Source organism: Robertmurraya sp. GLU-23, assembly GCF_052983275.1.
The window spans coordinates 190,717-203,464 of record NZ_JBRKCV010000008.1 but is presented as its reverse complement, the minus strand read 5'-3'; the positions used below and the strand labels follow the sequence as shown (position 1 = coordinate 203,464).

The window sequence follows — 12,748 nt, the reverse complement described above, 5'->3', positions numbered from 1 at the left end:
TTGGTATAATAGAATAGCAGTTGATATAGAAAAAATCTACCAGCTGCTTTTTTGTTTATAAAAATACCATTTAGGGCCGATTTTCGTTAAAATAAACTTGGCCGATTTTTATCAAAAGGTACTTGTGTTTGATCATAAGTAATTAAGCATGATATAAGTGTAAAAGATGTAGAACATAAGAGTTTATACCGAGAGTTTAATGTTGTATTTATAGAGAGGATTTGAGTTTAAAATGATAGATAACTTTTGGCGTGAATTACCACGACCATTTTTTGTACTTGCACCGATGGAAGATGTGACAGATGTTGTTTTCCGTCATGTAGTAAGTGCGGCCGGTCGACCAGATGTATTTTTCACAGAGTTTACAAATTCGGATAGCTATTGTCATCCAGAGGGCATGAAAAGTGTGCGTGGTCGTTTGACTTTTACAGAAGATGAACAACCAATGGTGGCACATATTTGGGGAGATAATCCCGAATATTTCCGTCAAATGAGTATTGGCATGGCAGAGCTAGGATTTAAAGGCATCGACATTAATATGGGCTGCCCGGTACCGAATGTGGCATCAAGAGGGAAGGGAAGTGGCCTGATCCTGCGTCCAGACGTGGCAGCAGAACTGATTCAAGCAGCAAAAGCGGGCGGACTGCCTGTCAGCGTGAAAACACGACTTGGCGATAAGGAGGTTTCTGAGTGGGAGGAGTGGCTTACGCATATTTTCAAACAGGATATTGCGAACCTTTCTATTCACTTGCGTACAAGAAAAGAAATGAGCCAAGTAGATGCGCATTGGGAGCTTATTCCGGAAATTAAAAAATTACGTGACCGTATCGCACCAAATACGCTTCTAACCATCAATGGAGACATTCCTGACCGTAAAGTTGGGCTGCAGCTGGCAGAACAATATGGGATTGATGGCATTATGATCGGGCGAGGTATTTTTAAAAATCCTTTTGCTTTTGAAAAAGAGCCAAGAGAGCATAGCAGTAAAGAATACCTTGATTTATTAAGACTACAGCTTGATCTTCAAGATCAATATGCAGAATTAGTGCCGCGTTCAATCACAGGGCTTCACCGCTTTTTCAAAATCTATGTCAAAGGATTCCGTGGCGCTGGTGAATTAAGAAATCAATTGATGAACACGAAATCAACAGATGAAGTGCGTGCGTTGCTTGATCACTTTGAAAAAGAATATTTATGAGACGGGGACAGTGGAACGATGCAACTCTCACATTGCGAGGCTGTGGCGGCTCGTCTTAAGATGGTTAAATGGGTCCTGTTTCTATAAAGAGCAGTGCCCTTTTAAATGCTGAATTCCTATAGCAGAAGTGTTGCAGGGGGCTTTTAGGATTAAGTTCGGTGAACCGTATCACAAGTGATGGTAAAGCAGAAAGTAGAAGTTCAGTTTAATAAAGAATGGTTAGATAGATTTTTAATCTTATCATAGAATTTATTTCTCCCAAAGATGATATAGATAAGAATGATATTAATATTAACTATCCGATGCATTAGACGAAAAACAAAAAAAGAAAAAAATTACAAACCTGTTGTATGAGATGCACAAAAAAGACAATACTATTGTGAATAAAGGATCATATAAACAACCTAAATGGGTACTTTCATCTAATTAATGTTTACAGTTAGTTTATAAGAAATAAAAGACGTAAATTTAGATTTAAATAACAAAAAAGGTTTATTTTAATCATAATTCTTTATCTATTTGTAAGGAATTGGGAATAAGATTAGATATAAAAAGTAAAAAGATATAAATTTAGATTTAAATATAAAATAAGATATTTTAAAACTTGAGAAATGTTGATAGAAGGCTTGGTTTTTACCAAGCCTTCTAGCCTTGACTAGCCATCTTTCAAAAATTTTTCACAGCCCTTCTTATGTAAATCCTTTGCAACTTTTTCAAATAATTCAACTTTCTCTTTTCCTATTATTACTGAAATTATATCATTATATATTTTGTATTTTGAGGTTTTTGAAAACAAGTCAAATTCATCATTTATAACATAATATCCTTTATTTCTGAACAATTCTTCAGCTAGCCACTCTCCAAAACCATTCGAAACTCCTTTACCTTCCCAATTTAAAGCAAATTCTGGAACGATAGATTCATCTCTTTCTTTCCAACGAGTTAATAACTCTTTTTTGAAAAGGTACTGTTATCTTTTCAACTTGTAAGTTCCTTAACATACTCTCTCCCTAATAGCTTTACGTTATCATTATTGAACTGGTGGGACAAAACCTTAATCACTCAGTAATCATCGTCAATTCCTTGCATAGCCATACTTGCAATCCACATTTTTTCATCATGTTCGTTATATTCCATTCGATGACCTTGATTTTCATTAATAACTTTAATATTTAATCCTGTTTTATCCGCTATCTCATTTGCCAATCTTCTTGCAATATGTTGTAAATTAATATTTTGTCTATCCCTTTCAACAAATGAATATAAACATACTTTAGATAACATCTTGTCACTTAGAATTAGGAGTGATAGGAATGAAGAAAATTACATTATACGCTTATGGGGCATCAACAGATCATATCCCTACTCAAATTAATTACTTAAGAAGTGTAATAGTACTTCACGAATTTAATAAATTATTAAAGGGAAATCATTTGAGGAGGGGATATTATTAAAATAATTATAGCTCAAAAGGGAGATACATTATGGGAAATTGCAGCAAGTTATGAAACAGACATTCAATCATTATTAAATCTTAATCCTCACATTTCAAGTCCTAATCAAGTAATAACAAATATGATAGTGTATCTTCCAACAATACCTAACTTCAAAAGCACGATTCCTCCAGTATGTTATCCAGAAATGCCTGAGAACTATTTAGATTATTGGATTCCAACAATCCCAATTGAAAAAATGTCAACAGAAGAATATGACGTTCTTATAGTAGGAAGTGGAGCAGGGGGAAGTGCAGCTCTTTATCGAGTGTGTGAACAGTGGAAAGGAAAAGGAAAAAAGATCGGAATAATTGAAGCTGGAGGATTATTGTTGCCAACTCATGCACAAAATATTTCAACGTTAGAAGTGGAACGCTTCCAACGTTACTTTTTGAATCCGAAAATTTCCACACCTATTGGGTGGGAACTTCCACAATACCCTGGAGCAAGACTTGTATTTGCTTTGGGAGGAAGAACATTATTTTGGTCAGCTGTTTGTCCAAGGATGCATGAAATGGAGTTTGAGCTCGGGGATTGGCCAATTTCTTATAAAGAGTTACTCAGTTATTATAATAACGTTGAGAAGGTGTTGAGTGTTACCCAGGAATTTACAAAAGATTCTCATATTACTGATATACTATTAGATCGTCTTAGAGAGAACGGTTTTCCTCAAGCTACTTCAGTACCAATCGCAACGGATATTTCACAGGCGAAGTTTGGAAAAGTTGGATCGGATGTTTTCTTTAGTTCTATTGATTTCTTAGCAAGGTCTCTTAATTTAAGTCCATTTGATTTGGCAATCTATTCTCGTGCAGTTCAGGTGTACGTTGAAAATAATAAGGCTACAGGAGTTAAGGTTCTAACATGGGGAGGGAAAACTTATAAAGTAAGAGCAAAAAATATTATTTTATCAACTAGTACACTTGAGACCCCAAGAATTCTATTGAATTCAGGAATTGAGGGGAAAGCCATAGGACATTATTTGGTCAATCATTCCTTTTTAGAGGTTAATGGCAATTTTGATCGTTCTGAATTTCCGGAGAACTTCGGGAACCTGGGTATATTAGTACCGCAAGCAGAAGAAGATTCATATCAACTTCAACTGTATGGACGTGGAGGGACTTTTTTTTATCATGAGAGAAGAATACCATTAAGAGATAAAGTTCCTTTTTATTTACAAGGCTTTGGAAAAGTTGAACCTCAATTCAAGAATAGAGTAACATTACATCCTACGAAAAAAGACTATTTTGGTATCCCAAAAATTCATGTTGATTTTTCTTATAGTGAAAAAGATATTAAACTTATTAACATTATCAAGCAGAAAATGGAAGACTCCTTAGTTGTTATGAAGGGGAAAAAAGAAGAAGAAATTTGTTTACGACCACCTGGACTTGATTATCATGAAATGGGAACATGTAGAATGGGACATAATAGTGCAACATCTGTTACAAATAAATATGGGCAAGTCCATAATATTTCTGGCCTTTTTATAGCTGATAATAGTGTATTACCACATTCAGGTGCTGCGAATCCAACACTTACAATGATGGCCATAGCTTTCCATACCGCTGATTATATCTCACAAGAATAGAAATATTAAGCGAATAGAATAATACAAAAAAGGCCACTGAGATCATCTCAATGGCCTTTTCCTTTACCTATAAATCATTCGTTAAGAAGTTATAAATATTCGCTTCACCAGCTCCGTAAAGGAAATGGAACAATGAGAAATTCGTTTTATTGTTTAATATTAACTTCGAAACTATGAATATAATTAAAAAAAGAGGTAATAATAAGTGTAAGAACATATTAGAGATGAGGGATATGAATGACTGAACAGGAGAAAAAATTGTGTTATAAAACTACGATTATATTAGGTAAAGATACTAGTCAAATGCGATTAAACGATATTATCGAGGAACTAGTCTATGTGATTGAACAAAAAGGTAACATTGAAACAGAAAACAGAAAACAGAATTGCTCAGAATTAGATAAGGTAAAGTGATTGGTGGCTCCAGCTTTGGGCTACAAGTAGAAAGGCTGGGGGCCCTTCCCTTACACATTTTCCCTACTGACGAAATAATACTTCTCTAGTAGAATAAAGTAAAAGATTGTCAGTTTTTAAGGAGAGTTGTCATGAGGGATTATGTAATCCAAGCGTTATTAAAATATAGTAAAAAAACGGTATCCTTGGAAGAGCTTGAAACCCTTCCAGAACTAACTAATATCTTGTATGAACAATTTGCCGATATACTCCTTACGCTAGAGGAAGAGGGTATATTAGTGATGGTAAAAGCCCAAGGGAGAAATAGGAGAACCCCTTCTTTGGCATTTTCCTACCGAATACAAACTAAGCTTCTGAAACAAGGTCTCCATCAGGAAATCATGAAGCTCAGACTCCAGTTACATCCTTCTATAGAGTTAGATCAATATTTCAAATTAGACTCTTCTATATGGAAACATGACCTCCCTTATCTACATAAAATTCATGACTATTTAGTAAAGAATGGACTTCCTGAGTATGAGGTACCGGCTCCGGAAAGAAGTGTGGAGCTTGTTGGAGATGAGAAATGGATTGACGATAAAAGAGGCAAGGAGCTGCTAGAAAGAATTGGGTTATGGTCGGCCATGAGAGTAATGCCAGTTTCTGATCCTTTAATGTTTGCAGTTAATCCTAAAGCTGTAACAAATCAATCCCATTTGCATTTAATTGTTGAGAATAAGACAACGTTTCAAGCACTAGTTCAAATTTTACCTGTAACGTCCTTTACTACGTTAATTTACGGGAGTGGAAATAAGATTATTAAAAGTATTGAACAGTTTGAACAGCAGTTACCGATTATGGGTGCTGAGCATACCTTTTACTATTTTGGTGATCTAGACCGTTCTGGGATATTTATATGGCACCGGCTAAATGAGAAAAAGAAAGTTCAGCCGTATCTACCTTTTTATAGGGGTTGCTTGGAAAAGGCACCATTAGCGGGAAAAATCAATCAACGATTAGATCAAGACGCTTTGGTGGGTTTCTTACCATTCTTTACAAAAGAAGAAACTGACAAACTTCAGCTGATTTTAGCTGAAGGAAAGTACCTTCCACAAGAAGTTTTAAAAACAAAAGAGCTTCAGGCGATTTGGAGGCAGAATCATGGAGTGGAATGATGTCTCAGATATTACTACTGGATTCCGTGAACGGATGCGAAGGCTAGCTTTGTTTGATCCTCTTTACGAATTAGATCGAAAAAAGCTTAAAGACCAACTGGATCAACCTATTGATATGAAGGGTTTGGGATTATTAGCTTTACTATTTTTCTTTGAGCAAAAGATTATGCGTAACCCAAAAGTAGGGGCAAAGAATTTAGCAAACTTTATACAAGGGATAACTGAGAACCAGTATGCCTTGGATGCAAAAAACTGTGAGGATATCGCTTCTACGATCATCTTAACTTTTCGACCAACTACCGGGAAAAAGCGTTCCTATGGTTTTCACAATTGGGAGACATCTAAAGAGGAAGAATTGGAGTACTCGCTTTTGAAAGCTAACTCATTTGACTCAAAGACTAATACCCAGTTCTATACTTTAGATGAAGATGGCTTAGAACTTGTTTTTGCGACAAAGGAGTTTTATAGCGAGTTTCAGTTGTCAATTAACCAATTAATGCTAAGGAAACAATTGGAGAAGGGGGAGTTTAATGGGCCTTAAGGCAGATTAATGAAATGCATATTGACGTGGAGTCATTGAATGAACGAATAACCAAGCTACGGCATGAAGTTCAAAGAAGTATTGTTTCAGAGGAAACATTTGATAGATATAAGCTACTTTTAGAGGATATCCATTCCCGATTAGAAAGAGAAAATGAGGAATTCTCAGAGTTAAGACAATTTGTTAAAGAGACAAAGGAACGACTTTTTGAAAAGGATTATCATATAAAAGAGCCAAAAGCTTACTCCGCTGTCTTAACCATTACGAATCGTCTAGAGGAAGTCCATTATGAGCATTCAAAACTTCTCGAGAAAAGCGTAGAGTTAAAGAATCACACGCTTAAAGCGGCACAAGAGTCCTTATATTATACGGGAATTGATGCGTTTAATTTTGACCAAGACATTAATGCTAGAGTAATTGGAACCCCACTTCCTTTAGAAGCGATGAAAGGGATTCTACATCCCTTTTTAAAGCTTCATCATGAACGTTCTTGGTCTCCATTAACCCTATTTTCCGAGCAAAATATCCGTGAAGAACGAGAAGAAAAGGTGAACTATGGCTTTATGGAAGTTGGGGAAGAGAAGGATAATGATTACCTCATTCGACTAAGTAACTGCTATGGGAATGTAATGAAATGGCTCTTAGCAGCATATGAGGAGGGTTATTCAGAGCTTTCTAGTGTAATAGAGTACTTACGTGAAAGAGAAGAATCTCTACTTCATCAGCGTTATTTCTATGACTTTTGGATTCTATTACACCAACGCTCACCTATTATCTCGAAGGTAGTAGAAATGGATGCAGGGGAAGAGGGACAGAACCATAGTTTAGATAAAGCCTTAGCTCTTTTGGGGAGTAAGGTTTTGGTCGCAACAGAAAGAAAAGAGAAAATACGAGTTACGAATCGCTACTCCATTCAAAATATGGACTTTCATATACAGGAGGACTTGATAGATGAATTATAGTGAAAGCAAGGTAATGGAGGCCTTTGAACTATATACAATTTTAGCAAGAGATGGATCTGCAGGATCTGATGCCTTAGCTGTTTATGTTGCGGATGACTCCATCCGTGGTTTATTGGATGGCTTTGCTCATAAAGTGGATTGCGTCATTGTCATTGCGGGTGAAAAGATTTATCTAATCCCTGAAACAAGACTCTCACCGTTTCATATAAACAATGAATATATGAAAAGGACATATTTAAAATCAGGATCAACTAATGCAGATATTTATTTGCTATACTTTACCACCATAATATTATTTGGTGGATTTTATAATAGCTACCAAACCCTTGAACCTACCAGGGATTTCCTCCCGATAGAGGAGTGGGCCCGAATGGTGGACGAACGTATTGGAATGTTAAAAGAACTTGAAGTAGAGAAGTTGAAAGAAAGGGAGAGAGAGTTCTCTTATAACTGGATACAGATTATTGATAAATGGGAAGACATGAATGATATAAAAGAGTCAGCTAAAAGACAGAGTGGGAATACGATTAGTCGACTAAGTTTTATGGATACAGCTAAGAGATTCTTGTTGGATCAGGAGTTAATCGCTGAGATAGGTAATAATGAAGTCATTTTAACAGAAAAGGCAAAAACGATTGTACAACGTTTTTTCATGGAAGTGGAATATAACAAAGGTATTTTGGAATTCATCTATCAATGGGAGGAGGATGAGCATGCCTTCAATTAGTAAGATTCGGTTCACAAATGTGGTTTATGAGGATGGTATGAAGCGATATAATGATGAAATATTTAGATTTGACGGATATAATGGAGCCATTTTACTAGAAAATGGTGGGGGAAAGACGGTCTTTATTCAAATGACTCTTCAGGCTATTATTCCCCATACTTCATTGGCAGATAGAAAAGTAAAACAAACCCTTCAACTAGATAATTACCCAGCTCATGTGGCCATTGAATGGATTTTATCTGAAAAGCCAAGGAGATATTTAGTTACGGCGGTAAGTTTGTTTCTAACCAAAGAGGGGCTTGATTCCTATCGGTACGTGTATCCATATGAACCAGGGAACAAGAACGGAATTGAAGGAATTCCTTTTGTTCGTAGTGATTCCAATCGTCCATCTGACCGAGGAGAAATTTCTGATTATTACCAGCAAATGGTGCAGCAGCATATGAATGCACATACCTTCCAAACCATTAAAGCCTTTCAACAACATATTGAGGAACAATACCATATTATTGCAAACGAATGGGATAGCATCGTGAAAATCAATAGTACGGAAGGTGGAGTCGAAGCTTTTTTCGATGAGTGCAAACAAACCAATCAACTATTTGATCGATTGTTGATTCCTACAGTAGAAGGTGCTATAGCTGGCCATTCTCCAAACACTTTTGTCGATACGTTCGAAAAGCGGCGTGACAGCTTTAAGTTATATAAAGAATTAAAGACTCAAATTGAAGAAAATAAAGCCATTGAGGAACAACTTAACCTATACTCCTTAACCTATGAAGGGCTTTTTGAGAAACAGCAAAGCTATGAGGAAGTGAAGCAGCGGGCCAAATCGCTGCTAGAAGAAATATTACGCCAAGAGCAAAGGGTAAAAGAAGCATATGAAGAAATAAAAGGGAAAATGAACCAGTGGGAAATAGAGGATAGAGAATACCAGAAAAAACTCCTTTCCTTCAACTATCAAGTAGAGAATTCCGAACTTGAAGACATCAAAGAGGAACTTAAAGCTCAAGAAGAGGCACTTCTGATTGAGAAAGAACAACTACAACTAGCTGAAAAACAATTTTACTCGTTAAAACTAGCAAAGTTAAAAAAGGAATTTATGGACCAGCATGAAAAAATGGTTCTACTAAAAGAGAGGCTAACCTCTTTCGATCAACAAGAGGACATCGAGGAGATTCAGGAAAAACTGACTATCAACAGCCAGGAAATACAGGGTTATTTTCGAAATGAGTTTGAGGAAAGTCAAAAGCGAAAACAGGACCTTCTCGTAGAGTTGCGGCCAATAGAAAATCACATTCAACAGAAAACAGAAGAACGTCAAACTGTAGTACAGCAACTTGAAGTAGTGAAACAAAGTTTTAACCAGAATCTAGGGAAGATAGACAGTTTAGATAAACAATTGCAACGGATTAAAGTGAGTATCCTTTCTAATCCAAATCAAGAATCAGTTAAGGATCATTTGGTCTTGTGGGAACAACGTCTGGTTTACCTAGATGAGGAAAATGTCCGCTTACTGAATCATAATAAACAGTTGTTGGAAGAAGAACGTAAAATAAAGCCTCAACTCGAACAAGCAATTTCTGAAATAACTCTAAAAGAGAGTGAGAGGCATAAGTTACAATCAACTATTGATCAGGCAGAGGCAGCTCATCAAAAAGTCAAGAATTCTCTAGTGAAATTACGTGCTAGCTGGGGGACTATGGATTCTGTTTACATGAGACAGGATTCCGTAACTCAACAGATTCAAGAGACAATAAGATTATTGTCTAGTGATAAAGAGCACCGATTGTATAAGGAGCGACTTGCTTACAGATTTTTAGATGATTATGAAAAGCAGGATACCTTCTTTGCTGATCCATATATTGAACAACAATTAAAAAAATGGAAGAATCAATTCCATTTATTGCAAACAGGGGTAGAGTATATACAGTCACTAGGAGAGTCTACCACCACTTTTGCGGACGATTATCCACTTTGGCCGCTTACATTGGTTACAACAAAACCAGAAGCTGAACAAGTGAAACAAAAACTACAGTCTGTCTCCCAACAACTTCAGTATCCTATTGAGGTTATTACATTGGAACAAGCTCGTGCAATCGTCCAAGGGGAAATGATTGATTCGTATCCTGTTGTACCAGAACACTGGAAATCGAATCAAATAGAGTCCTATTTTCTTGATTGGAAAAAGACAGCGAAGGTTCGTGCTGATGAGGAAACATTGGCTCGTAAGGAAGTAGAGAATCTTATTAGTGTGTGGGGAAAATCAAATGAACAACTTGAACAGTTCTTTACTAATTATCCTTTTGAGTATGTTCAGAAACAACGGGAAAACCTAGCTACATTAATTAACTCTTTACAAATACTAAAGCATCAACAAAGAGAATGGACGTTGAAGGTAGATGAGATCAATAAACAAATCACGAAACAAAGAGATCGAGTACAAGTAAATAAAGATGAGTATAACGGCTTATCACAAAAAGTAATCAGTGGTCATGAATATATTCGGCTGAAAAAGGAATATGTTGAAATAAATAACGAACAAATTGAATTATCTAAACAAAGCCATCAGTATGACGAGTCCATAAACAAAATCAACACCCAGCTAAGTCGTTTTAACGGAGAGATCGATGACATCAAAGATAGGGTAAGGTTTGTGGAGGTTGCCTATAACCAATTAATAGAAGATGATTTGTATATGGAAGTTAAGCATCATTCTCCTATTTATACAAATAAGGGGAGAACTTTACTTGTTGAAGAGCGTCAAGAGCTACAGTATAAGCTAAGAAAAATCTCTAGTACTAGAAACGAAATTTCCATACAGATTGAGCAAGTGGCCGGTGACATGGATCGCCTTGATAAAGAAATGGTAGAGCTTAGGCAAGACTTCCCAAATCCAGATGAAGACATGATTTTTCCACCAGATGGTCAATATCAACTGAATGTACTTCGTACGACTAGAAGAGATAAAGAGCTACAGTTACAACAGATAAGTAAGGCATGTGAGGAACGGAGAGCGATCAAAATAAGGAAAGATGAAGTGGTCAATCAAGCCCTTAACAAGTTTTATGAGGCTTTTTCTACAGAAAAACCAATTCTTTTCACTGAATCCTTGCAAGAGGTAGAAGCTTCCTTAAAAATAGAGAAAAAGAAATTGAAAGAACAAAAACATTATTTAATTACTGAACAAAGTCGCTTAAGTGAAGAGCAAACTAGCATTTCTACAGCATTCTATAGTCTAGATCGTTTTGAAGAGGCACATCACTTCAAGGGACCTTCAGTTCAATCAAGCTTTCTGAGTGAGGAAGAAATTAGAGAATTTACTTATGAAAGATTACGGTTTGTAAATGAATTAACTGTTCAATTGAAACATACTCAAGAGGCCGTTTTAAAAGAATCAGAGAAGGTTGATAGGGCGAAAGAAAGGTTTAAGTCATTTTGTAAGTTGAGAATAACAGATGTGAAAATGAGAGAGATGGCTCGTCAAGGAATTGATAATAAGAAAACATATTCAGAAGTAATTGAGTTCCAGACACATATGAAAAAACGGATTCAGTCAGCCATTAAATATAGTGAGACGACCATAATCAATCATGACAAAGACTTAGAGCATTTTGTTACCAACATTAATAGTCATCTATTGACCGTGGCAGGGGAACTGGCTATCATTCCTGAGAAAACAAAGGTGAAAGTAGAGGACACTTGGAAGAAAATCTACCAATTCAAGATACCTGAATGGACGGAAGAGGATGGGAAAATCCGGATTAGAAAGCATATTGAGTGGATATTACAACAATTAGATTCAGAGCGCTTTTTAACAGCCGAAGGTAATGAGGATTATGGGAAGATACGGAAAGAAATTGAAACCTGGCTTCACTCAAAACAACTGCTTCGTGTGGTTATGAATAATGAATCAATCAAGGTAAGTTGTCGAAAGGTGACCAATGATAATCAAATTACCACTCGATCCTATACATGGGAGCAGTCGAATGCCTGGTCTGGCGGTGAAAAGTGGAGTAAAAATATGACATTGTTCTTAGGAATCCTTAACTATGTAGCAGAAAAACAAAAGCATATCGATGCGAATATGAAGCGGCACAGAGTTGTTATTATGGATAATCCGTTTGGGAAAGCCTCAAGTGACCATGTATTAAATCCGGTGTTTTTTATTGCAGAACAATTAGGATTTCAAATTATTGCACTTACTGCTCATGCTGAAGGTAAGTTCCTGAGAGAATTCTTCCCAGTTATCTACAGCTGCCGATTGAGAAGAGCATCTGATTCTAAGAACCAAATTATGACCAAAGTCAAACAGCTACACCAAGCGTTCTTCCAGGATCATGAGCCACAAGCACTCGAGCGTCTGGGTGAAGTGGAGCAGTTAGAGTTGTTTTAAAACAATAAAACACGTTTCGCAAGTCATATTAAAAGCAGGCAACTAACCTTATTTGGGAGTTGCCTCTTACAATTTGAAGGAGGAAAATTAATGGGTGAAGATATTTAAAGTCTTTTATTAAGTCCTATGACTGTTGATTTAATGTCTCATCACCTGTGCTACCAAAAATATATAGTTTGAATTGAAAACGACCATAAGGTTATTGGCGCAGTAGTGGTAAGGTTTCATTTGAATTTATGTATATAATATGTCCTTGTTTCCAAACCGGATAT

General features: G+C 36.3%; 11 protein-coding genes. 9 read left to right on the top strand and 2 right to left on the bottom strand.

What is annotated here, in order from left to right; genetic code table 11:
- Window positions 1-232: 232 nt before the first annotated feature.
- Window positions 233-1,198, top strand: coding sequence for a tRNA dihydrouridine synthase (locus tag ACVBAX_RS14860; protein WP_447117681.1), 966 nt, complete (start codon window positions 233-235; stop codon window positions 1,196-1,198).
- A gap of 655 nt (window positions 1,199-1,853) precedes the next feature.
- On the opposite strand, the gene ACVBAX_RS14855 is transcribed toward ACVBAX_RS14860, so the two are convergent.
- Both ACVBAX_RS14855 and ACVBAX_RS14850 read right to left on the bottom strand, forming a co-directional pair.
- Entirely contained in the window at window positions 1,854-2,039 is a 186-nt protein-coding gene (locus tag ACVBAX_RS14855; protein WP_447117680.1) for a hypothetical protein, read from the bottom strand.
- 221 nt (window positions 2,040-2,260) lie between these two features.
- A complete protein-coding gene (locus ACVBAX_RS14850; protein WP_447117679.1) occupies window positions 2,261-2,404 on the bottom strand; it encodes a hypothetical protein in 144 nt (47 codons plus the stop codon).
- A gap of 107 nt (window positions 2,405-2,511) precedes the next feature.
- On the opposite strand from ACVBAX_RS14850, the gene ACVBAX_RS14845 reads away from it, so the two are divergent.
- The 8 genes from ACVBAX_RS14845 to ACVBAX_RS14810 all read left to right on the top strand — a co-directional run bounded on the left by ACVBAX_RS14845 (window position 2,512) and on the right by ACVBAX_RS14810 (window position 12,476).
- Window positions 2,512-2,652, top strand: a complete 141-nt coding sequence (locus ACVBAX_RS14845) for a hypothetical protein (RefSeq protein ID WP_447117678.1) — start codon at window positions 2,512-2,514, stop codon at window positions 2,650-2,652.
- Window positions 2,653-2,773: 121 nt separating this feature from the next.
- Complete coding sequence (locus ACVBAX_RS14840) at window positions 2,774-4,282, top strand: GMC oxidoreductase (protein WP_447117677.1); 1,509 nt, start codon at window positions 2,774-2,776, stop codon at window positions 4,280-4,282.
- Window positions 4,283-4,540: 258 nt separating this feature from the next.
- The gene (locus ACVBAX_RS14835; RefSeq protein ID WP_447117676.1) at window positions 4,541-4,696 is read left to right on the top strand and encodes a hypothetical protein; all 156 of its coding nucleotides are present in this window, start codon (window positions 4,541-4,543) and stop codon (window positions 4,694-4,696) included.
- 131 nt (window positions 4,697-4,827) lie between these two features.
- Window positions 4,828-5,850: a Wadjet anti-phage system protein JetD domain-containing protein gene (locus ACVBAX_RS14830; protein WP_447117675.1), complete on the top strand. Its 1,023-nt coding sequence runs from the start codon at window positions 4,828-4,830 to the stop codon at window positions 5,848-5,850.
- The gene (locus ACVBAX_RS14825; RefSeq protein WP_447117674.1) at window positions 5,837-6,391 is read left to right on the top strand and encodes a hypothetical protein; all 555 of its coding nucleotides are present in this window, start codon (window positions 5,837-5,839) and stop codon (window positions 6,389-6,391) included. The genes ACVBAX_RS14830 and ACVBAX_RS14825 overlap by 14 nt, the downstream gene beginning before the upstream one ends.
- Window positions 6,392-6,405: 14 nt before the next feature.
- A complete protein-coding gene (locus ACVBAX_RS14820) occupies window positions 6,406-7,353 on the top strand; it encodes a hypothetical protein (protein ID WP_447117673.1) in 948 nt (315 codons plus the stop codon).
- Window positions 7,343-8,080: a DUF6063 family protein gene (locus ACVBAX_RS14815; RefSeq protein WP_447117672.1), complete on the top strand. Its 738-nt coding sequence runs from the start codon at window positions 7,343-7,345 to the stop codon at window positions 8,078-8,080. The genes ACVBAX_RS14820 and ACVBAX_RS14815 overlap by 11 nt, the downstream gene beginning before the upstream one ends.
- Entirely contained in the window at window positions 8,067-12,476 is a 4,410-nt protein-coding gene (locus tag ACVBAX_RS14810; RefSeq protein ID WP_447117671.1) for a hypothetical protein, read from the top strand. The genes ACVBAX_RS14815 and ACVBAX_RS14810 overlap by 14 nt, the downstream gene beginning before the upstream one ends.
- Window positions 12,477-12,748: the final 272 nt, after the last annotated feature.

Bases quoted from the DNA above. Each gene is read 5' to 3' on its own strand.
- ACVBAX_RS14815 (WP_447117672.1), top strand. From the start codon at position 7,343: ATGAATTATAGTGAAAGCAAGGTAATGGAGGCCTTTGAACTATATACA.
- ACVBAX_RS14830 (WP_447117675.1), top strand. From the start codon at position 4,828: ATGAGGGATTATGTAATCCAAGCGTTATTAAAATATAGTAAAAAAACG.
- ACVBAX_RS14845 (WP_447117678.1), top strand. From the start codon at position 2,512: ATGAAGAAAATTACATTATACGCTTATGGGGCATCAACAGATCATATC.
- ACVBAX_RS14810 (WP_447117671.1), top strand. From the start codon at position 8,067: ATGCCTTCAATTAGTAAGATTCGGTTCACAAATGTGGTTTATGAGGAT.
- ACVBAX_RS14825 (WP_447117674.1), top strand. From the start codon at position 5,837: ATGGAGTGGAATGATGTCTCAGATATTACTACTGGATTCCGTGAACGG.
- ACVBAX_RS14820 (WP_447117673.1), top strand. From the start codon at position 6,406: ATGCATATTGACGTGGAGTCATTGAATGAACGAATAACCAAGCTACGG.
- ACVBAX_RS14840 (WP_447117677.1), top strand. From the start codon at position 2,774: ATGATAGTGTATCTTCCAACAATACCTAACTTCAAAAGCACGATTCCT.
- ACVBAX_RS14860 (WP_447117681.1), top strand. From the start codon at position 233: ATGATAGATAACTTTTGGCGTGAATTACCACGACCATTTTTTGTACTT.